Genomic DNA, 21,401 nt, shown 5'->3' with positions numbered 1-21,401 from the left:
AGGTGCGTCCATGACCGGTCTGCTGTCGCCGACTTCGTACACCGTCGACCCGTGGGACCCCGGCTACGGGGTCGCGCGCGGCGACGAGCTGGACGGCCGCGAGTCGTCCGCGCGGCTGGACGTCGACGTCGAGCTGCCCGCGGCGGAGTGGCGGCCGCTGACGCCCGGCGACGGGCCGCTGCCGGGATCGGTGCTGTTCCTCGACGGGGTGCAGCGGGTCGACGCCCGGATCTGGAAGCACGGCGACGGCCCCGAGCCGCTGCCCGGCGTGGTCGCGTCCGTGGCCGCGGGCCTCGTCCGGTGTGACGGCGCCGCGCAGGTCGTCGACGTGCGGGTCGACCGCGGCGTGTTCGCCGCCGAGGGCGAGGACATCAAGACCGCGCACGCCACGTACACCTTCCACCGCACGCCCGGCGGGCTGGACAAGCTGACGCTCGGCGTGAACAAGCGGATGTCCGAGCTCGAGGTGGAGCTGGCGAGCGCGTGGCGCGAGCACTCGGGTGTGGAGGACGACCTGCTGGTGGTCGACGGGCCGCTGCGCGGTCGCACCCACCTGGCCAGGACCGTCGGGTACGTCAAGACGCACCAGAAGTCGTACCTGCAGCCCGAGCAGGTGAAAGTGGTCGCGGCGCTGGGGCCGGGGCAGCGCAGCCCGGTGTTCCGGATGGGCACCTCGTGGGAGCGGATGTCGTGGTACCTGCGCCTGACCGGTGCCACCAGGGTGCCGTGGTCGGCGATCGTGCGGTTGGAGTGCTCGGCCGACCTGCCGCGCGAGGACGCGATCGCGCTGGCCGACATGACGGCGACCGTGTTGCCGCCGCTCGCGAGCACGCCGCACAAGGATCCGCGGGCGCCGCAGAACCTGGTGCCGATCGGTGGGCTCGAACGACAGCTGCGGCACCGCCTCGGCGATGCCGCGCTGCTGTACCGCTCGCTACGCGGCGCCCTGGACACTTAGGGCTTCCGCCTGCTCGCGGTCGTCCCGGTCGGCCCGCAGGTCGGCCGCGAGCCACACCAGCCCGGCGAGCATCAGCACCCCGTGCGCGATCCGCACCGGCGCGGGCGTGAAGAACTGCGGCAGGAACAGCACGAACCCGGCGGCGAACACCCACGCGCTCGGCCGCTTGAGTGTCAGCGCGACGAGCACCGCCCCGACGGCGAGCGCGACCAGCCCGGCCCCGAACACCGTGACGGCGACCGGGTTGTAGCGCGTGGCCTCCGCGACCGCCAGCAGGTCGGTGCCCGCGGTGCCCGCGGCGGCGTGCAACCCGAAGTCCTCGGCGCCGTAGTAGGTCAGCGTGAGCCCGGCCCCACCCCAGAACACGGCCACCGCGGCGGTCCCGACCCGCTCGCGCAGACCGAGCAGCGCCAGCCCGACGAGGATGAACCCGATCATGGCGAAGAAGTGCGAGGCCACCCAGTCCCACGACGACATCGCGGCGTGCGCGCCGGCGGCGGTGGTCTCGTCCTCCCACGGCCGCACGACGGGGTAGAGCAGGAACAGCACGCCCGCGGCGGCGAGCGAGAGTCTGGGCAGCAGCATCGGGATCACTCCGGTTTCAGGGTCGAGATGACGGTGGTGACCAGCCGGTCGTAGGTCTGGTCGAGGTCTTCTGGCAGCCCGAACCCGCCGCCGGCCTCCAACGAGCTGAACCCGTGCGCCACGGCACGGAGGCAGCGGGTGGCGTGGATGGCGTCGGAGCCGGTGAGGCCGTACGCGCGCAGAGCGGCCAGCACCACGTCGAGGAGCTTGCCGCCTGCCGCCGCCAGGGCGGGGTCGTGCAGCGGGTCGAGCGGCATGGCCGCGTAGCGAGCGGGGTGGCGGCGCACGTAGTCCCGGTAGGCGTGCAGCAGCGCGACGACGGCGTCGTCCCCGCTGCGCCCGAGGACCGCTTTCGTGAAGTCGTCGGCCATGTCGTCGATGACCCGCGCGCCGATCAACGTCCGCAGCTCCGCGAGCCCGGCGACGTGCTTGTACAGCGAGGGCGTGGCCACCCCGGTCCGCTGCGCGACAGCGGCGAGCGTGAGCGCGTCGATCCCGTGCTCGTCGACCACGGCGAGCGCCGCGTCCACGACCGCCGCCGTCGAGAGCCCGACCCTAGGCATGCTGGCTACCTTGCATAGCGCAAAAGCTAATGTCCGTAGCTTTGGCTGTCAAGCACCGTTGATCGTCGGGGAAAGGCCGCGCGGAACCTGCCGCCCGCGTGGGGTGGCAGGTTCCGCGCCTGTCACGACATCCGGTGGACGGGTGGGCTCAGTCGGTGGTGCCCTGCTCGGTCAGCGTGAAGCGGGCCGTGCTCTCCACCGTGTCGGCGACGTCGAGGGACTTGTCGTCGACGTAGTCCGCGGTCAGCGTGTCCAGCATGACCCGGGCGCCCGTCGTCTCCTCGGTGACCACGAGGTCCGTTTCGTCCGGGAGGGCGGCGACTGACATCTCGAAGCGCGGCTCCTCGGCGCGGGCCTCCACGCGCAGGCCGCCGTTCGCGCCCACGCCCTGTGACTCGACGAGCTTGCGGATCGCCAGTCCCGCTTCCGGCGTGATGTGCAGCATGGGGGTTGGCTGCCCTCGTCCGGCGCAGGCCAAACCACCCGCGGCGGTGACGTGTCGCGCGTGGATCACGAACGGCGGTTCCGGGGTGTCGCCGGTGTAGCGTGCTCGGCATGGCAACGGAGCACGTCGACGTCCTGGTCGTGGGCGCCGGTCTTTCCGGCATCGGCGCCGCCTGTCACCTGCGGCAGCGCTGCCCGGACCGCACCTTCGCGATCCTCGAGGCCCGTGGCGCCATCGGCGGCACCTGGGACCTGTTCCGCTACCCCGGCGTCCGCTCGGACTCCGACATGTTCACCCTCGGCTACTCCTTCAGCCCCTGGCGGGAGGCGAAGGCGATCGCCGACGGTGACTCCATCCGCGAGTACGTGCGGCGCACGGCCCGCGAGTACGGCGTGGACGAGGCCATTCGCTTCCACCACAAGGTGATCGCGGCGGCGTGGTCGCGCGCCGACGCCCGGTGGACCGTCACCGCGGAACGCACCGAGGGGGACGCCGTCGAGACGGTGACCCTGACCTGCTCCTTCCTGTACGTGTGCTCCGGTTATTACCGCTACGACAAGGGGTTCACCCCTCCCTTCGAGGGTGTCGAGGACTTCGAGGGGCCGGTCGTGCACCCGCAGCACTGGCCGGAGGACCTCGACTACGCGGGCAAGCGCGTGGTCGTGATCGGCAGCGGCGCCACCGCGATCACGTTGGTCCCGGCCATGTCCCGCAGCGCCGAGCACGTGACGATGGTCCAGCGGTCACCCAGTTACGTGCTCACGTTGCCGGGCAAGGACGTCATCGCCGACAAGCTCATCGGCAAGGTGCCGCCCCGGGTGCTGTTCCCGGCGCTGCGCTGGAAGAACGTGCTGACGGCGATGCTCCTGTTCCAGCTGTCACGCCGCGCCCCCAAGGTGGTGAAGGCGTTGCTGCGCAAGGGAGTCCTGACCCAGGTGCCGGCCGGCTACGACGTGGACACCCACTTCGCACCCAGGTACGACCCGTGGGACCAGCGCATGTGCTTCGTCCCCGACGGTGACCTGTTCAAGTCCCTCAGCTCGGGCCGCGCCTCGATCGTCACCGGCGCCATCGACAGGTTCACCCCGCGCGGCCTGCGCATGGCGTCCGGTGCGGAGCTGGCAGCCGACATCATCGTCACCGCCACCGGGCTGAACGTGCTGGCCATGGGCGGCATGTCCCTGACCGTCGACGGCGAGCCGGTCGATCTCGGCGACACCGTCGCGTACAAGGGCATGATGCTGTCCGGCGTGCCGAACTTCGCGCTGACCATCGGATACACGAACGCGTCGTGGACCCTGAAGGCGGACCTCGTCGCCGGCTACGTGTGCCGCCTGCTGAACCACATGCGGGAGCACCGCTACCAGATGGTCACTCCGGTGCTCGCGGACCCGGAGGTCGACACGGTGCCGTTGATCGACCTCAAGTCGGGCTACGTGCTGCGCAGCCTGGACAAGCTGCCGAAGCAGGGCCCCGCCGCGCCGTGGCGCCTGTACCAGAACTACCCGATGGACGTGCTCCTGATGCGCCACGGCCCACTGACCGACGACGTGCGATTCGAGCGGGTGCGGACCGCGGCTCCGGTCTAGTTCGGCTGGGTCATGGGTGCCGAAACCGCGGCGGACCAGTCAGCCAGGGCGGGCTGTTTCCCCCAGGGACGGTGCATGTCGGCGGTGAGAGCGCGGGAACGCTTGCCGGGGAAGGTCAACGCCCGGGCTGTCGGGCAGAGCCGGGCCGTAAAGCCGAGTGTCCGCGCGAGTGGTCAGGTCCGGTTCTCCCCGGATGGCCGGGTCGCCGGAACGAACTCGTCGCCGTGACCGCGGGGCCGCCCGAGAGTGCCAGGCAGGTGCGCGGGCATGGTGCGGAGAAGCCCTCGGTCCGAGCGCATCCGGACCAGCACCGCGACCGGTAGATCCCGGAGAAGGAACGCCACACGGGATTGTCGCCGCGCGCGTCGGCTACCAGCAGGATCTTCGCGTCGCCGGGAATACCAGCATCAGAGATCGTCCACCGCCCGCGGCAACGGCCAGCTGCCAGAGCACGGCGCAGTTGATCGACGGCCAGCCGATCAGGCACCCCATCCGCATACCCGCGTGGCGGCGCCCAGCCAAAGAGATTGTCGTGTCGGATGGCGGCTCCTCGTTGTTGTTGAGCAGGTTCGACTGCGTGCCGCAGTACGCGTCACCGCGCATCGGCCGGATCGTGTCCGCGACTCGATAGGCTCGCCACCGAGGTCTCCGGTAGATCCTCGTCATGTCGGTGGGAACGGAGGACCGGGGAGAGGCCCGGCGGGAGTCAGAGGCGGCCACGATGACCGAAGTGACAGTCGACGGACTGCGTACCCGCTACCGGGTCGACGGTGACGGGGATCCCGTCCTGTTGCTGCACGGGATCGCGCGTACGCACGCCGACTGGACCGAGCAGCATGCACTCCTTTCCGACCGCTTCCGGGTCTACAGCGTGGATCTCGCGGGGTTCGGTGGGTCCGATCCCCTGCCGGGGCGCTACAGCCTCCAGGCGCTCGCCGACTTCGTCGAGCGGTTCCTCGACGCCGTGGGCGTCGCCGAGCCGATGCACCTCGTGGGCAACTCGCTCGGTGGGGCGGTCGCCATGCGGGTGTCCGTGCAGTCACCCGAGCGGGTGCGGTCGTTGGCGCTCGTCAACAGTGCCGGCTTCGGCAAGGAAGTCACGATTGCCCTGCGGCTGCTGGCCGTGCGGGGGTTGGCCGCGTTGTTGCTGCGGCCATCGCGGTACGGGGCGCGGCAGGTCGTGCGGTCGCTGTACGTGGACCAGGCGCACGTGACCGCCGAGCGCGTCGAGTACGGGTACCGGATCGCCACGCGGCCGCACGCCGCGCGGGTCATGACCGAACTGGCTCGCAGTCTCGGGTCTCTCCGCGGGGTGCGGCAGGCGTGGCGGGACGAGTTGCTCACCGCCGTCGCCGCGGCGAAGGTGCCGACCCTGGTCGTGTGGGGCGACCGGGACCTGATCCTGCCCGCCGCGCATCTCGAGGCGGCGCGGACCTTGTTGCCGCACGCGCGTTTCCACCTCTTCCGGAACACCGGCCACATGCCCCAGGTCGAGCGGGCCGAGGAGATGAGCGAGCTGCTGGCGGACTTCTGGGGTGCGTGATTCGAACATGTGTCCACTCTATGCCGGGCGGGTAGCGGGAGCCAGGTAGGTCACCGGATCGTGTGGTTCCCCCTGGTCGGCGCACGTCCTATTGACAAAGATGTGTTTTACGTACAAGACTTCTCGTATGACGAACCCGCTGAAGCTGCGTGCCAGGACGACCGCCCCGCTCGCCGTCGTCCGCGCCGCGCTCACCGACGCCACCGCGCTGGAGGTCTGGCTCGCCGAGCACGCCGAGGTGGACCTGCCGCACACCTTCGCCTTCTGGGGCCGCCACACGCCCGACGGGGACGCGCCGAGCCAGCGCCTCCTGCACGTCGACGACCACACGCTGCGCTTCGCGTGGCGGGTCCACGGCGTGGACACGACCGTCGAGCTCGCCCTGTCCGAACAGGACGGTGACACGGTCGTCGCCCTGTCCCAGAGTGATCCGCCGTCGCACGCCGACGCCGTCGCCAACACCACGCCGCTCGCGATCCTCGGCACGTTCTGGTCGCTCGCCATCGCCAACCTCGTCGACCACGTCGAAGGCCGCGCGACCACCCCGAAGTGCGACTTCTCGCAGCGGGACGCCCTCCGCGCCGAGATCACCGTCGGCGCCGCCCCCGACGACGTCTACGCCTCCCTCATGGAGCCAGCACGCTTCCGCCAGTGGTTCCAGGCCGACATCTCCGTGGAACCCCACGTCGGCGGCCGCTGGGCCATGGGTGCGGAGTTCGGCGACGAGGACGCCACCGCCCGCATCACTGACCTCGAACCGGGCAGGCGCGTCCGGCTCGACTGGGGCGACATGGTGTCCACCTGGGAGCTCGAGGGCTCGCGGGGCAGGACCCGGTTGACCTTCGTGAACAGCGGTTTCGACAGCGGCAACCCGCCCTACGCCGACTGGACCGGGTGGCTCTCCGGCATGGCCGCGCTGCGCCGCTACCACGAACTGCCCGGCTTCCGGCCCATCTGGCTGTCCGTCGAATGGCCCGGCATGGCCGACGGCGCGCTCGCCGGGGAACTGCGGTGACCACGCTCGCGGCACCCAGGGCGGGCCGACGCGAATGGCTCGGCCTCGCGGTGCTCGCACTGCCCACGGTCCTCGTCGCGCTCGACATGAGCGTGCTCTACCTCGCGCTGCCCCACCTGGCGACCAGCCTCGGCGCGGGCGACCTCGAACAGCTCTGGATCACCGACATCTACGGGTTCGTCCTCGCCGGACTGCTCGTGACCATGGGCAACGTCGGCGACCGCGTGGGGCGCAAACGGTTGCTGCTGGCCGGGGGCGCCGCGTTCGCCGCCGCCTCCGTCCTCGCCGCGTACGCCACCTCGCCCGGGATGCTCATCGCCACCAGGGCGCTGCTCGGCGTGGCGGGCGCGACGATCATGCCGTCGACGATGTCGCTCATCCACACCATGTTCACCGACCGCAAGCAGCACGCGACGGCCATGGCGATCTGGATGGGCTGCTTCATGGGCGGTTCCGCGCTCGGCCCGGTGATCGGCGGCGCGGTCCTCGAACACTTCTGGTGGGGCGCCGCGTTCCTGATCGGCGTGCCCGTCATGGCGGCGCTGCTCGTGCTCGGCCCGCTGTGGCTGCCCGAGCACCGCAACCCCGAGCCCGCCCGGCTGGACCTGCCGAGCGTCGCGCTGTCGCTGGCCGCCGTCCTGCCCGTCGTGTACGGCCTGAAAGAGCTGTCCCGCAACGGTTTCGGCGTGCTCCCCCTGGTCGCGGTCGTGATCGGCCTCGGCGCGGGGCACCTGTTCGTCCGGCGGCAGCGCCGGCTCGCCACCCCGCTGCTCGACCTCGCCCTGTTCGGCAACCGCGTGTTCCGCGCCGGGCTGCTGCTCACCGTGGTCGCCGGGCTGACCGCGGGCAACACGTTGTTCGTTTCCCTGTACCTGCAACGGGTCGCGGGTCTCTCGACCTTGCAGACCGCGCTGTGGCTGCTCCCGGGCACACTCGCGATGCTCGTGGTCATCCAGGTGTCCCCGCTGCTCACGAGGGTCGTCCGCACGCCGGTCGTGATCGCGGGCGGGCTCGTGGTCGCCGCCGCCGGGTTCGTGCTGCTCACCCAGGTCGACGGCGGGCTGCCGCTGATGATCACCGGCATGGTCGTGCAGAGCGTCGGGATCGGTCCGATGGGCGGGCTGTGCGCGATCATGGCCATGCAGGCGGTGCGGACGGAGGAGGCCGGTTCCGCCGCCGCCCTCACCGAAACCGCCGGCGAACTGGGCCTGGCGACGGGCGTCGCCGTCCTCGGCATGATCGGCATGGCCGTCGCCCGCGGCGGCGCCGGGCTGGTGGGCGCACTGAACGCGTCGGCGGCCGTCTGTGCCGGTGTGGTGCTCGTGGCCGCCGCGCTCGTGATGAGGTTGCGCGCATGACCGATCGCGCGGAGTGGCTGGACGAGCGGCTCGCGGCCGCCGGACTGCGCAGGACCGGCGAGATCACGTGCCCGCACGACCGCCCGTGGAGCACGGTGCACACCGCACCGACCACGGGCGGTCCCGTCTGGCTGAAGGCGCCCGGACCGGGCACGGTGTTCGAGGTGGCGCTGTACGACCTGCTCGCCGCCGTCACCCCGGACGCGGTCCTGCGCCCGATCGCCGTCGACCTCGACCGGGGCTGGGTGCTCCTGCCGGACGGCGGCACCACGCTCCGCGAGTCGGGCGCGGACGTCGTGGACGGGCTGGTCGCGGTCCTGCCCCGGTACGCCCAGCTGCAGCGCGACCTCGCCCCGCACGCGGACGAGCTGCTGGCGTCCGGGGTCGCCGACATGCGCCCGCACGCCATGCCGGACCGGTTCGACGAGGCGGTGGCCGAGGTCACGGCGCAGACCGGTGATCCGCTCGACGACGTCCGCGCCATGCGGCCGGCCTACGTCGAGTGGTGCGCCAGGCTCGCGGCGTCACCGGTGCCCGCGAGCATCGACCACAACGATCTCCACCCGGGGAACGTGTTCGCCGACGGCGATCACATCCGGTTCTACGACTGGGGCGACGCGGTCGTCGCGCACCCGTTCGCGAGCCTGCTGGTGCCCGCGGCGGTCGTCCGCGGGCACCTGGGCGCGGGTCCCGGCGACCCCGCCGTCCGGCGTATCCGGGACGCCTACCTGGAGGTGTGGAGCGACCTCGCACCACGCCGGGAGCTCATGGCCGAGCTGGAGCTGGCATGCTGGGTGGGGAAAGTCGCACGAACACTCGTCTGGGCACGCGCACTGCGCATGCAGGGCCATGACCAGGCACGGGAGTTCGCGGACGCCCCGCGTCAGCATCTCACCGCACTCCTCGCGGGCAGCTGGTCGGACCTCGCCAGGGACGACTGAGCTGCCAAATGCCGAGGGTTGTCGGGGGTAGCGGATAGGCTCTCCGACGGTGGTGGACGCCTGAGGCGGGTGGTGCACGGGCGCGCCATGAATCGGGAGACGACCAGAAGTGACTGCGGAAACCTTTTACGGTGCCGACGATCTGACCCACCTCGAGGGCCTCGAGGCGGTGCGGAAGCGGCCGGGGATGTACATCGGCTCGACCGACAGCCGGGGCATCAACCACCTCTTCAACGAGATCGTGGACAACTCGACCGACGAGGGCATCGCCGGTTACGCGGGTCACATCGTGGTCACCCTGCACGCGGACGGCAGCGTCCAGGTCGACGACGACGGGCGCGGCATCCCGACCGGCGTCCACACCAAGTCCGGATTGTCCGGTGTCGAGCTGGTGCTCACCCGCCTGCACGCCGGCGGCAAGTTCGGCGGCTCCGGCTACAAGACCTCCGGCGGCCTCCACGGCGTCGGCGCCTCCGCGGTCAACGCGCTGTCCCACCGCTTCGACATCACCGTCAAGCAGAACGGCAAAGTCCACCAGATGTCGTTCGCGCACGGCGTGCCCGGCGAGTTCGACGGGGCCGGCCCGAAGGCCAAGTTCACCAAGAAGTCCGGCCTCAACGTGGTCCGGCGGATGAAGCGCGGCGAGAAGACCGGCACGTCCATCCGCTACTGGTACGACCAGCGGTACTTCGAGAACGGCGCCGCGCTGGACATCGAGGCGGTGCGCGCCAAGCTGCGCAACACCGCGTTCCTCGTGCCCGGCGTCACCTACACCCTGCGCAACGCCACCGAAGGCGCGATCGACGAGGAGACCTTCCACTACCCCAACGGCCTCGCCGACATGGTGGAGTTCCTCACGCCGACCTCCGACAAGCCGGTGTCCGGCGTCATCATGATCAACGGCACCGGCACGTACCGGGAGAACGCCGCCGACGAGAACGGCGTCATGCAGTCCAAAGTGGAACGCACCGCCGAGGTCGAGGTCGCGATCCGCTGGGGCACCGGCTACGAGCGCACGATCGAGTGCTTCACCAACACCATCAGGAACATGCACGGCGGCACCCACCGCCGCGGCTTCGACCGTGCCGTGGTCAAGGCCGTCAACGAAGCGATCGCCAAGACCAGGGGGCTCCTCAAGCCCAAGGAGGACCCGCCGACGCTCGAGGACGTCGAGGAGGGCATGACCGCGGTCGTGCACGTCCGGCTCCCCGAGCCGCAGTTCACCTCCCAGACCAAGGACGAGCTGTCCACCGCGGGCATCACCAAGGTGCTCCAGTCCATCGTGGAGCGCGAGGTCCGCGCCTGGACGGAGAACCGCAAGACCAAGACCGAGGCGAAGACCGTACTGCAGAAGGTGGTCGACGCCTCGCGCGTTCGGCTCACCCAGAAGCAGCAGAAGGACGCGGCCCGCCGCAAGACCGCCCTCGAAGGCGCGGCCATGCCCCCGAAACTCGTCGACTGCCGGTCGACCGGCATCGCGCGCAGTGAGCTGTTCCTCGTGGAGGGCGACAGCGCCCTCGGCTCAGCGCGGATGGCGCGCGTGTCCGAGTACCAGGCGCTGCTTCCCTTGCGTGGCAAGATCCTCAACGTGCAGAAGGCGAGCCTCGCCGACACGCTGCGCAACGCGGAGATCGCGTCGATCGTGCAGGTGCTCGGCGCCGGGTCGGGGCGGACGTTCGACCTCGCGGCCATGCGGTACGGCCGGGTGATCCTGATGGCGGACGCGGACGTCGACGGCTCGCACATCCGCACGCTGCTGATCACGCTGTTCGCGCGCTACATGCGGCCCGTGATCGAGGACGGCAGGCTGTTCGCCGCCATGCCGCCGTTGCACAAGATCACCACCAAGGGGCGGAACCCGGAGACGCACTTCACCTTCACGCAGCGCGAGATGGAGCAGAAGGTCGCGCAGCTGGAGAAGGCGGGCAAGCAGGTCGTCACCCCGGTGCCGCGGTTCAAGGGTCTCGGCGAGATGGACGCCGACGAGCTCTGGGAAACCACGATGAACCCGGCCACGCGCTCGGTGCGGCGCATCACCCTTGACGACGCGGAGGCGGCCGAGGCGGCGCTGGAGCTGCTGATGGGGGAGAAGGTCGAGCCGCGGCGCGCGTGGCTGGTGGAGTCCTCGGTCCGCGTGGACCAGTCGGCGATCGACATCTGACAGAGAGAGCAACAGGTAAATGGCACGCCGCAAGGGCCCGTCGACGACCAAGGTCGACCCGACCGCGTTCGACCAGGCGGGCGCGCAGGTCTTCGACAACTCGCTGAAGACGGAGATCGAGGACTCGTACCTGGAGTACGCGTACTCGGTCATCCACTCCCGCGCGTTGCCGGACGCGCGGGACGGGTTGAAGCCGGTGCACCGGCGGATCCTGTACTCGATGAACGAGAACGGCTACCGGCCGACGCACGCCTACGTGAAGTCGTCCCGCGTGGTCGGCGACGTGATGGGCAAGTACCACCCGCACGGCGACGCCGCCATCTACGACGCGATGGTGCGGCTGGCGCAGGACTTCTCGATGAACGCGCCGCTGGTCGACGGGCATGGAAATTTCGGGTCCCCGGACGATGGACCGGCCGCGAGCAGGTACACCGAATCGCGACTGTCCAATGAGGCCATGCTCCTGGTGGGGGAGCTGGGCGAGGACACGGTCGACTTCCGGCCCAACTACGACGGGTCGCTCGACGAGCCGTCGGTGCTGCCCGCCGCGTTCCCGAACCTGCTGGTCAACGGCACGTCGGGCATCGCGGTCGGGATGGCGACCAACATGATCCCGCACAACCTGGCCGAGGTGATCGGGGCGGCGCGGTGGTTGATCCACCACCCGGACGCCTCGCTCGACAAGCTGATGGAGTACGTGCCGGGCCCCGACCTGCCGACCGGCGGGATGCTGCTGGGCCTGGACGAGGTCCGCCGCGCTTACGAGACCGGGCGCGGTGTGGTGCGGATGCGCGCGAAGGTCGAGATCGGGCCGCTGGAGGGCAGCCGGGGGCGGCAGGCGATCACGATCGTCGAGCTGCCGTACGCGGTCGGGCCGGAGAAGATCATCGAGAAGATCACCGACGAGGTGACGAAGTCCAAGCGGCTCACCGGGATCGCCGATGTCAAGGACCTCACCGACCGGGAGAACGGCACCCGGGTGGTGATCGAGTGCAAGGTCGGCGTGAACCCGCAGGCGCTGCTCGCGGACCTGTACCGGCTGACGCCGATGGAGCAGTCGTTCGGCATCAACAACCTCGTGCTCGTCGACGGGCAGCCGCGGACGCTGGGCCTGAAGGCGCTGCTCGAGGTGTTCCTCAAGCACCGCTACGACGTCGTCACGCGCCGCACGAAGTTCCGCCGCCGCAAGCGTGAGGACCGGCTGCACCTCGTCGAGGGCCTGCTCATCGCGTTGCTGGACATCGACAAGGTGATCCGGCTGATCCGGCAGAGCGACGACGCGGCCGCGGCGAAGGAGGGCTTGATGAAGCGCTTCAAGCTCTCCGACATCCAGGCCACCTACATCCTGGACACGCCGCTGCGCCGCCTCACCAAGTACGACAAGCTCGAGCTGGAGGAGGAGCAGGAGCGGCTCCGCAACGAGATCGCGGAGCTGACGAACATCCTCGAGAACGAGTCGGTGCTCAAGAAGCTCGTGTCCGCCGAGCTGGCCAAGGTCGCGAAGGACCTGGGGCAGGAGCGCCGGACGGCGTTGATCGACGGTGACCTCAAGGAGGTGCTGGCCGCGTCGAAGCCGGCCGGGCCGCTCGAGGTCGCCGACGACCCGTGCCAGGTGATCCTGTCCGCGACCGGGCTGGTCGCGCGGACCGCCGCGGAGTCGGAGGAGGCGACCGAGGCACGCAGGCGCAGCGGCCGTGCCCGGCACGACACGGTGTCGGCGGTGGTGCACACGACCGCGCGTGGTCAGGTGCTGCTGGTGACGAGCCGGGGCCGTGCGTTCAAGACGGACGTGCTGCCGCTGCCGGTGTTGCCGGAGGCCGCGGGCACGGTGTCCTTGCGCGGCGGTATGGCGGCGAGCGAGCTGGTTCCCCTGGAGAAGGGTGAGAAGGTCGTCGGCATCGCCCCGCTCGGGGAGCGGGCCGAGGGTTCGCCGGGGCTGGCGCTCGGCACGAAGCACGGCGTGGTGAAGGTGTGCGCGCCGGAGTGGCCGGTCCGGTCCGACGAGTTCGAGGTCATCTCGTTGAAGGACGGCGACGAGATCATCGGCGCGACCTGGCTGACCGACGGCGCGGAGACGCTGGTGTTCGTGTCGTCCGACTCGTCACTGCTGCGGTACAGCGCGTCGCTGGTGCGGCCGCAGGGGTTGAAGAGCGGCGGCATGGCGGGCATCAACCTCGCCGTGGACGCGGAGGCGGTGTTCTTCGGGGCGATCCGCACCGACGACGACGAGCACGGCGAGCCGATGGTCGTGACGTGCACCGGGCAGAGCGTGAAGGTGACGCCGTTCGAGCTGTACCCGGCGAAGGGCCGCGCGACCGGCGGGGTCCGGACGCACCGGTTCCTGAAGGGCGAGACGCGGCTGATCCTGGCGTGGATCGGGCCGCGGCCCGCGGGTGCGTCGAACAACGGGTCGTCGGTGGAGCTGCCGGAGGTGGACAAGCGCCGCGACGGTTCGGGTACCGCGCACCCGGGGCCGGACGTGATCGGTCACCTCATCGAACGAGGCTGAACGTCCCCTCCCCGCGTGCCACCCGCACCTCGCCGGTGCACGCGGGGTCGGTGATCAGGGCGGTGAACGGGCCTGCGGTCGGCGGCACGCGGGTGTCGCCGACCCACACGGCGGTCAGCGGACGGTCGACGCACGCGCGTGGCAGTTCCGCCGCCGCGGCGGTGCCTTCGTGGATGGTCACCGTCGCGGCGAGCCCGGTGGCGAAGGCCGGGGCCGGTGCGGGTGTGGGGGCCGGCGCGGCCGCCGGGGGCTTCTCGTCCTTCGACGCCGTCGCGCCGGGCAGGGCCAGCGCGTAGCCGGTGCCGCCGAACAGCGTGAGCACCGCGGCGATCGCCATGATCCGCCGGGCGAGGCGGAACCGGCCGCGCAGCTGCATGACGCCGGACTCGGCCAGCACCAGCATGCGGTGGTCCTGGTAGAGCTTCAGCTGGTCGTCGACCTCGGCGAGCTCCTTCTGCTTGGTGGTCAGCGCGGCGCGTTCCGAGTCGAGCTTCGTCGCCGCGGCCGTGTACATGGCGGACGTCGTGCCGATCTCCGTGTCGACGGAGGGATCCTCCGCGCGGCGGGCACGCAGCTCGGTGAGCAGCGTGGTGAGGTCCTCGATCCGCTTCTCGTACGACGCGACCGACACGGACAGGTTCGCGACCACCGGCGCCAGCTTCGCGTGCTCCGACTCCAGGTCGCCGAGCCGCCTGATCAGGCTCGTCACCGACGCCTGCCGCTCGTCGCTCGCCAGGTTCGGGCCGAGGTGTGCGGAGGACTCGGGGCCGTGCAGGATGTTCGCCAGCTCGATGCGGCAGGCGAGCCGCGGGTTCCACCATGCCCGCAGCTTGCTGACGGTGATCACCGGCTTGCCCTTGACGAACACGAAGCCCTTCTCGTCGGTCTTCTGGATCGCGCGCAGGTCGCAGTCCAGCTCGCCGAGGCTCGCGTCCTCCGGTTCGCTCACCATGGACACGGCGACGACCGCGCTGACGATGCCGGCGACCGCGAGCACGAGCCCGCCGACCAGCCAGAGGGCCGACGGCCACCGCAGTTCCACGTCGGCGATCGCGGCGAACGGGAGCGACCCGAAGATCAGCACGCCGACGGCGGCGAACGCGGCGAGCATCCAGCGCGCGGTCTTCTGGTAGCTCTGCCGGGCGTTGCGGGCCATCTGCGCGGCAGCGGAGTTCTCCGGCACGGCGCTGCGGGCCGCCTCCTCCTTCTCGTCGGCGCCCGCCGCCTTCGTCACGAAGCCCCGCAGCGCCTCCACCGCGTCGGTCAGCTTCGAGATCGCCGAGACGTCGATCGCCATGTGTCCCCCCGATGTGTGTCACTTCGCTCGTCCGGTTATCGCGATGAGTACCACGGTCGTGACTGGGCGCCGAACCTGGGTCACCAGCAGAGATAGGACCTATCGTGCAAGATCATGCAAGGCTTGCGTGGTTTTGCGTTCTTGACGTGAAATACATCCGATCTCTAACCTGCGAGAGTCGATCGGGTGACAGCGAGGGATGAGCGAAGATGCGCGTTCAACGAAGAGCGTCCCGGGTCCTTGCGGTCGCGGCCGCCGCCGCGACCGTCCTGTCGCTGGCGGTGGTGGTGACACCGGTCCCGGCGCAGGGCGCGCCACCGGCGCCGAAACCGCGCAACGCGGCCATGACCCTCTGGTACGACGAACCCGCCACCGACTGGGAGTCCACGTCGCTGCCCATCGGCAACGGCGCGCTCGGCATGAGCGTGTTCGGCGGCGTGCGTGACGAGTTGTTGCAGTTCAACGAGAAGTCGCTGTGGACGGGCGGCCCCGGCTCGCCCGGCTACGACTTCGGCAACTGGCGCGAGCCGCGGCCCACCGCGATCGCCGACGTGCAGAACCGGATCAACGCCGAGGGGCAGGTCGACCCGAACTACGTGGCGAGCGTGCTCGGGCAGCCGAAGACCGGTTTCGGCGCGTACCAGACGTTCGGCGACCTGCGGCTCACGCAACCGCAGGACCCGGCGCCGGTCACGAACTACCGGCGCGGCCTGGACATCGCCGAGGCGGTCGCCGGGGTCACCTACGCGTCCGGCGGCGTGACGTACCACCGCGAGTACTTCGCCTCCGCCGCCGACGACGTGATCGTCGCCAGGCTGACCGCCGGCCGGCCGGGCCGGATCAGCTTCACCGCGGGGATCACCGCGCCGGACAACCGGTCGCGGCAGTTCACCGCGCAGGGCGGCCGGATCACGTTCTCCGGCAACCTCAACGACAACGGCATGCGGTTCGAGTCGCAGGTCCGGGTGCTCAACGAGGGTGGCTCGCGCACCGACAACAGCAACGGCACCGTCACCGTGTCGGGGGCGAACGCGGTCACGCTGGTCCTCGCCGCCGGCACGAACTACTCGATGGCCTACCCGGCGTACCGCACGTCCGACCCGCACAACGCGGTCACCGCCCGGGTCGACGCCGCCGCGCGGAAGTCGTTCACCGCGCTGCGTGCCGCGCACGTCGCCGACTACCGCGGCCTGTTCGACCGGGTCACCCTCGACGTCGGCCAGCGGATGCCGGACATCCCGACCGACGACCTGCTGCGTGCCTACCGCGACGCGAGCACGCCCGCCGCGACGAGGAAGGCCCTGGAGGTCCTGTACTTCCAGTACGGCCGCTACCTGCTGATCTCCTCGTCGCGGGACGGGTCGCTGCCCGCGAACCTGCAGGGTGTGTGGAACAACTCCACGTCACCGCCGTGGAGCGCGGACTACCACGTGAACATCAACCTGCAGATGAACTACTGGCCGGCGGAGACCACGAACCTGTCCGAGACGACGGAGCCGTTCTTCGACTACGTCGACTCGATGGTGCCGCCCGGCACGAAGACCGCGCGGGAGATGTTCGGCAACCGCGGCTGGGTCGTGCACAACGAGACCACCCCGTTCGGGTTCACCGGTGTGCACAACTGGGCGACCTCGTTCTGGTTCCCCGAGGCCGGTGCGTGGCTCGCGCAGCACTACTACGAGCACTACCTGTTCACGCGTGACGTGACGTTCCTGCGGGAGCGCGCGTACCCGATCCTGAAGTCGCTGTCGCAGTTCTGGTTCGACGAGCTGGTGGCCGATCCCCGCGACGGCAAGCTGGTCGTGAGCCCGAGCTTCTCGCCGGAGCAGGGACCGTTCTCGGCGGGCGCGTCGATGTCGCAGCAGATCGTGTGGGACCTGTTCACCAACACGGCGGAGGCGGCGACCACGTTGGGCGACAACGGGTTCGCGAACGAGGTGCGCGGGTACCTCGGCAGGCTGGACCCGGGGTTGCGGGTCGGCCGCTGGGGGCAGCTGCAGGAGTGGAAGTCCGACTGGGACGACCCGAACAACGACCACCGGCACGTGTCGCACCTGTTCGCGCTGCACCCGGGCCGTCAGATCACGCCGCAGGACGACCCGGCGCTGATCGAGGCCGCGCGCACGTCCCTGACGGCGCGCGGTGACGGCGGCACCGGCTGGAGCAAGGCCTGGAAGATCAACTTCTGGGCACGGCTGCTGGACGGCAACCACGCGCACACGATGCTGTCGGAGTTGCTGAAGACCAGCACGCTCGACAACCTGTGGGACACGCACCCGCCGTTCCAGATCGACGGCAACTTCGGCGCCACGGCGGGTGTCGCGGAGATGCTGGTGCAGAGCCAGCGCGGCGTCGTGGACGTGCTGCCCGCGCTGCCGGACTTCTGGGAGACCGGGTCGGTGACGGGGCTGCGGGCACGCGGCGACGTCACCGTCGACACCGACTGGGCCGGTGGCGTGCCGACGCGGATCGCGTTCCACGCGGGCAGGACCGGCACGCTGCGGGTGTCCAGCACGATGTTCGACGGCCGGTACCAGATCGTGGACCAGCAGACCCGCAGGCCGGTGCGGCACCAGCGGGCCGGCGCCGAGGTGTCGTTCGCCGCGGTCGCCGGGCGGACCTACGTCGCCACGTCGGCGGTGTCGGTCACGGTCGCGGCGCCCGAGCAGGTGGTGGACCGGACGCCGTTCGACGCGCGGGTGACCGTGACGTCACGTGGCCCCGAGGTGCCCGCGGGGACGCTGTCGCTGCGGGTGCCGCAGGGCTGGAGCGTCTCGCCGGCGTCGCAAGCGTTTGCGACGCTCCCGAGTGGACAGTCACGCGGCTACACGTTCCAGGTGACACCGGTGGCCGGGGACGCCGACCAGGCGCGGCTGACGGCCGTGCTCGCCGGGAACGGGTGGCGGAACACCGGGCTGACGGGGGTGCGGATCGAACCGCTGCCGCCGTGCACGCCGGCGACCGGCACCGTGGTGGCGTGGGACCCGAGCGCGGGGTCGGTGGTGGACGACGTGTCGCCGAACAACCGGGACGCGACCGTCGACGGTGCCGCGGCCTACGACGCGGCGGCGCCGTCCGGGTCCGGCCTGGTGCTGGGCGGGTCGACGTTCCTGCGCACGGCGGACACGTCGCTCGGGTACATGAAGGAGGCGACGTTCGCGGCCGAGGTGAAGGTCGACGGGTCGGGTTCCTACCGGCGGCTGTTCGACTTCCAGCCCAGCGGCGACCCCGGCACGGACGGGGTGCTGATCGACCTGACCCCGTCGAACCAGGTGCGGTTCATCGGCTCCGGCCAGAACGTGACGACGAACGCGGTGGTGCCGACCGGTCGATACGTGGACCTGGTGGTGGTGATGGCCGACAGCGGTGCGCTGACCGTCTACGCGGACGGCACCCGCATCGGCGGCGGCCAGGTCCCGGACGACGGCATCAACGGCTGCGCCACCCGCCAGCTCCGCTTCGCCGCCGACCAGGGCGGCGGCCAGCGCCTGACGGGCGCCGTGGACCGGGCAGCCATCCTCGCGGACGCCCTGTCAGCAGCGGAAATCCCAACCTGGCGCACAAAAGCCTTCGGCTGACCCCCGCGCCCAGACACCGCGAGTCGCGCTCTCAGGCATACCGAGTTGTCAGTTTCGTGCAGGTCCCGGGGCCGGGCATGTGCACGAAACGTACAACTCGGTGTGCGGGAGAGCGCGACTCGCGGTGTTCGGGCGTGGGTCAGCCTCGGCCTATATATGGCATGTTCGTTGCCATCACCGTCATGAACTGGACGTTGGCCGACAGGGGGAGTTCGGCCATGTGGAGCACCATGTCGGCCACGTGGGACGGGTCCATCGTCGGTTCCGGACGGATCGAGCCGTCCGCCTGCAGGGTGCCCTTGCCCATGGCCGCGGTCATGGGCGACGCCGCGTTGCCGATGTCGATCTGGCCGCACGCGATGTCGTGGGCGCGGCCCTCCAGGGACAGCTGCTTGGTCAGGCCCGTGATCGCGTGCTTGGTCGCCGTGTAGGCCACCGCGTGCGGGCGGGGGCTGTGGGCGGAGATCGAGCCGTTGTTGATGATGCGGCCGCCGCGCGGGTCCTGTGTGGACATCAGGCGGAACGCGGCCTGCGCGCAGTGGAACGAGCCGGTCAGGTTGGTGTCGACGACGGCCTGCCAGTCGGCCGGGTCCACGTCCGCGACCGGGCCGCCGCGGCCGAACGTGCCCGCGTTGTTGACCAGCAGGTCGAGGCGGCCCCAGCGGTCCTCGACTGCCTCGAACAGCGCGGTCACCGACGCGTACGACGACACGTCGGTGACGATCGCGGTGCCGTCGATCTCGCGCGCGGTCTCCCGCAGCGTCTCCTCGGTGCGGCCCGCGACCACGACGTGGTAGTCCGCGTCCGCGAGCCGCAGGGCGATGGCCCGGCCGAGGCCGGAACCACCGCCGGTGACGACCGCGATCCTCACGCGACCCGCCGCGGGCCGACGAACGCCGCGGCCGCCGCCAGCACGTAGCCGAGCGCCGGACCGTACGCGCCGAGCTGCACGTCCTCGAACCCGAACCCGTCGGTCAGGTCGGACACCGCGTACACGTGCACGCCGCCGATCACCAGCAGCACCAGCCCGGCAAGGCGGCGGAACGTGGACATCGCCATCTTCAGCATGAAGATCACCACGACCAGGGCGCCGAGGGCGATCACCGCGAACGTGATCTCCTTGCGGGAGAACTCGACCGACCCGCCGGAGAACAGGTCGCCCAGTGGCCCGAACCGCAGCCCGAGCACCGCGATGCCGATGATCGCGAGCACCGCCCAGATCACCTTCATCGCGACCGACTCGAGCACCGCGACCAGCGACAGCAGGATGCCGAGCACGGCGAGCGGGTAGCTGAACAGCACGACGTACGCGCCCGCGAAGCCGTGCGCCTCGAAGTTCGTGGCGAGGTCCCAGATGGCGGGCAGCGCCTGGCTGTCCTTGTTGCCCGGCGCGTTCACCCACGGCAGCACGGTGAAGCAGACGATCTGCACGACCAGCCCGACGATGCTCAGCAGCAGGCCGAGCCCGGGCAGCCGGAAGCCGCCGCCCTCCGGCTCCGGCGGCGGCGCCGAACGTTCGGGGGCGGGGCGTCGCGGCGCCTGCCGGGACACCGGCGCGTCGCCGTAGCCGCGCTGCGGTTCGGGGTAGCCGCCGCCGTGACCACCCTGGTCCGGGTAGCCGCCACCGGGGTGGCCCCGGTCGTAACCGCCGCCGTAGGGCTGGCCGTAGCCCTGGTCGTAACCCTGGCCGTAGCCCTGGTCGTAGCCGGGCCCCGGCGGGTATCCGCGCTGGTAGTCGTCCTGCGGGTGGCCCTGCGGCTGCCGCTGGTACCCGCGCGGGTACTGCTCGTCTGGGTAAGGTCCTCCTGGTCGGGACATGCGGGCACCGTACCCGCAGATCACCGGATGACAAGAGGAGCCGCATGGCAGCCGCGAAGAGCACGGAGTCGCTGGCCGACGTCCCGCTCACCAACCTCGACCAGCCGCTGTTCGAGGGCGCGGACGCCACCAAGCGCGATCTGGTCACCTACCTGGACGCCGTCCACACGCGACTGCTGCCGGAACTCGAGCAACGCCCGCTGTCCGTGGTGCGGGTGCGGCCCGGTCAGGACCCGTTCATGCAGAAGAACGTCCCCAAGTACACACCCGAGTGGGTGAAGACCACGTCGTACTGGGCGGAGTCGTCGCAGCGGCAGGTGCGGTACGCGCTGTGCGACGACCGCAGGACGCTCGTCTGGTTCGCGAACCAGCGCGCCGTCGAGTACCACCCGACGCTGGGCCGGGTGCCCGCGCTCGACCACGCGACGCACCTGGTGCTGGACCTCGACCCGCCGGAGGGTGACGACACGTTCGGTGTCGCCGTGCAGGCGGCGCTGCTGGTCCGGCAGGCGCTGCGCGACCTCGGGCTCGACGGTGCGGTGAAGACGAGCGGCGCCAAGGGCGTGCACGTGTTCGTGCCCATCTCGACCGACATCGAGATGCCCGACGCGGCCGCCGCCACCCGCGCCATCGCGGCACGTGCCGAACGCATCGACCCGGACCTGGCGACGACCGCGTACATCAAGGCCGACCGCGGCGGGAAGGTGTTCGTGGACTCCACCCGTGCGGGCGGCGCGACGGTCGTGGCCGCGTTCAGCCCCCGGATCCGGCCGGGCGCGACGGTGTCGTTCCCGGTGCCGTGGGACGAGATCGAGAACGTGTCGCCGCGCGACTTCACGATCCGCAACGCGGCCGCGCTGCTGGGCGACGGGAACCCGTGGGCGGACGCGCTGCCCGCCCCGCAGGACCTGCCCGCCGACCTGGTCGCCGAGGGCCACGAGATCCCGGTGGCCCGCGTCGTCGCGATGCACGAGGGCAAACGCCGCAAGCGGGCGGCGGAGAAGGCCGCCGAGGAGAACGAGCCCGGGTAACGTGGACGGC

General features: G+C 70.8%; 17 protein-coding genes. 10 read left to right on the top strand and 7 right to left on the bottom strand.

Features of this window, described 5'->3' with window-relative positions:
* Positions 1–10: 10 nt before the first annotated feature.
* A complete protein-coding gene (locus ACYQ77_RS39305) occupies positions 11–958 on the top strand; it encodes a hypothetical protein (RefSeq protein WP_459721454.1) in 948 nt (315 codons plus the stop codon).
* On the opposite strand, the gene ACYQ77_RS39300 is transcribed toward ACYQ77_RS39305, so the two are convergent.
* The 3 genes from ACYQ77_RS39300 to ACYQ77_RS39290 form a co-directional block, all read right to left on the bottom strand.
* The gene (locus tag ACYQ77_RS39300; protein ID WP_459721451.1) at positions 935–1,543 is read right to left on the bottom strand and encodes a hypothetical protein; all 609 of its coding nucleotides are present in this window, start codon (positions 1,541–1,543) and stop codon (positions 935–937) included. The genes ACYQ77_RS39305 and ACYQ77_RS39300 overlap by 24 nt on opposite strands.
* A 5-nt stretch (positions 1,544–1,548) precedes the next feature.
* On the bottom strand, positions 1,549–2,106 hold the full coding sequence (locus tag ACYQ77_RS39295; RefSeq protein ID WP_459721449.1) for a WHG domain-containing protein: 558 nt from the start codon (positions 2,104–2,106) through the stop codon (positions 1,549–1,551).
* 148 nt (positions 2,107–2,254) lie between these two features.
* Positions 2,255–2,551, bottom strand: a complete 297-nt coding sequence (locus ACYQ77_RS39290) for a hypothetical protein (protein WP_459721447.1) — start codon at positions 2,549–2,551, stop codon at positions 2,255–2,257.
* Positions 2,552–2,661: 110 nt separating this feature from the next.
* Between ACYQ77_RS39290 and ACYQ77_RS39285 the strand changes: the two genes are divergently transcribed.
* Complete coding sequence (locus tag ACYQ77_RS39285; protein WP_459721444.1) at positions 2,662–4,140, top strand: flavin-containing monooxygenase; 1,479 nt, start codon at positions 2,662–2,664, stop codon at positions 4,138–4,140.
* Between the two features lie 369 nt (positions 4,141–4,509).
* Here ACYQ77_RS39285 and ACYQ77_RS39280 read toward each other — a convergent pair whose 3' ends face one another.
* On the bottom strand, positions 4,510–4,743 hold the full coding sequence (locus tag ACYQ77_RS39280; RefSeq protein ID WP_459721441.1) for a hypothetical protein: 234 nt from the start codon (positions 4,741–4,743) through the stop codon (positions 4,510–4,512).
* Positions 4,744–4,861: 118 nt separating this feature from the next.
* On the opposite strand from ACYQ77_RS39280, the gene ACYQ77_RS39275 reads away from it, so the two are divergent.
* From ACYQ77_RS39275 to ACYQ77_RS39250, 6 genes are all read left to right on the top strand, one after another.
* Positions 4,862–5,683 carry an alpha/beta fold hydrolase gene (locus ACYQ77_RS39275; RefSeq protein WP_459721438.1) on the top strand — a complete coding sequence of 274 codons (822 nt, stop codon included), beginning with the start codon at positions 4,862–4,864 and terminating at the stop codon, positions 5,681–5,683.
* 127 nt (positions 5,684–5,810) lie between these two features.
* A complete protein-coding gene (locus ACYQ77_RS39270; RefSeq protein ID WP_459721435.1) occupies positions 5,811–6,698 on the top strand; it encodes an SRPBCC domain-containing protein in 888 nt (295 codons plus the stop codon).
* The gene (locus ACYQ77_RS39265) at positions 6,695–8,056 is read left to right on the top strand and encodes an MFS transporter (protein WP_459721432.1); all 1,362 of its coding nucleotides are present in this window, start codon (positions 6,695–6,697) and stop codon (positions 8,054–8,056) included. The genes ACYQ77_RS39270 and ACYQ77_RS39265 overlap by 4 nt, the downstream gene beginning before the upstream one ends.
* A complete protein-coding gene (locus ACYQ77_RS39260) occupies positions 8,053–8,997 on the top strand; it encodes a phosphotransferase family protein (protein WP_459721429.1) in 945 nt (314 codons plus the stop codon). The genes ACYQ77_RS39265 and ACYQ77_RS39260 overlap by 4 nt, the downstream gene beginning before the upstream one ends.
* Positions 8,998–9,106: 109 nt before the next feature.
* Entirely contained in the window at positions 9,107–11,158 is a 2,052-nt protein-coding gene (locus tag ACYQ77_RS39255) for a DNA gyrase/topoisomerase IV subunit B (RefSeq protein ID WP_459721426.1), read from the top strand.
* A gap of 19 nt (positions 11,159–11,177) precedes the next feature.
* Positions 11,178–13,667, top strand: coding sequence for a DNA gyrase/topoisomerase IV subunit A (locus ACYQ77_RS39250; RefSeq protein ID WP_459721423.1), 2,490 nt, complete (start codon positions 11,178–11,180; stop codon positions 13,665–13,667).
* Here ACYQ77_RS39250 and ACYQ77_RS39245 read toward each other — a convergent pair.
* The gene (locus tag ACYQ77_RS39245) at positions 13,651–14,964 is read right to left on the bottom strand and encodes a hypothetical protein (RefSeq protein ID WP_459721421.1); all 1,314 of its coding nucleotides are present in this window, start codon (positions 14,962–14,964) and stop codon (positions 13,651–13,653) included. The two genes, ACYQ77_RS39250 and ACYQ77_RS39245, sit on opposite strands and share 17 nt — an antisense overlap.
* 209 nt (positions 14,965–15,173) lie before the next feature.
* Between ACYQ77_RS39245 and ACYQ77_RS39240 the strand changes: the two genes are divergently transcribed.
* On the top strand, positions 15,174–18,542 hold the full coding sequence (locus ACYQ77_RS39240) for a glycosyl hydrolase family 95 catalytic domain-containing protein (RefSeq protein ID WP_459721418.1): 3,369 nt from the start codon (positions 15,174–15,176) through the stop codon (positions 18,540–18,542).
* Positions 18,543–18,681: 139 nt separating this feature from the next.
* Here ACYQ77_RS39240 and ACYQ77_RS39235 read toward each other — a convergent pair whose 3' ends face one another.
* Both ACYQ77_RS39235 and ACYQ77_RS39230 read right to left on the bottom strand, forming a co-directional pair.
* Positions 18,682–19,413 (bottom strand): SDR family oxidoreductase, encoded by a 732-nt coding sequence (locus tag ACYQ77_RS39235; RefSeq protein ID WP_459721415.1) that lies wholly within the window; start codon positions 19,411–19,413, stop codon positions 18,682–18,684.
* Positions 19,410–20,360, bottom strand: a complete 951-nt coding sequence (locus ACYQ77_RS39230; protein WP_459721412.1) for a hypothetical protein — start codon at positions 20,358–20,360, stop codon at positions 19,410–19,412. Before ACYQ77_RS39230 ends, ACYQ77_RS39235 begins: the two co-directional genes overlap by 4 nt.
* 44 nt (positions 20,361–20,404) lie before the next feature.
* On the opposite strand from ACYQ77_RS39230, the gene ligD reads away from it, so the two are divergent.
* Positions 20,405–21,391, top strand: coding sequence for a non-homologous end-joining DNA ligase (gene ligD, locus ACYQ77_RS39225; protein WP_459721409.1), 987 nt, complete (start codon positions 20,405–20,407; stop codon positions 21,389–21,391).
* The last annotated feature ends 10 nt before the right edge of the window (positions 21,392–21,401 follow it).

The organism is Actinophytocola sp. KF-1, assembly GCF_054661535.1.
The sequence above is the reverse complement of the archived record's forward strand: the minus strand, read 5'-3'. Positions and strand labels throughout refer to the sequence as shown.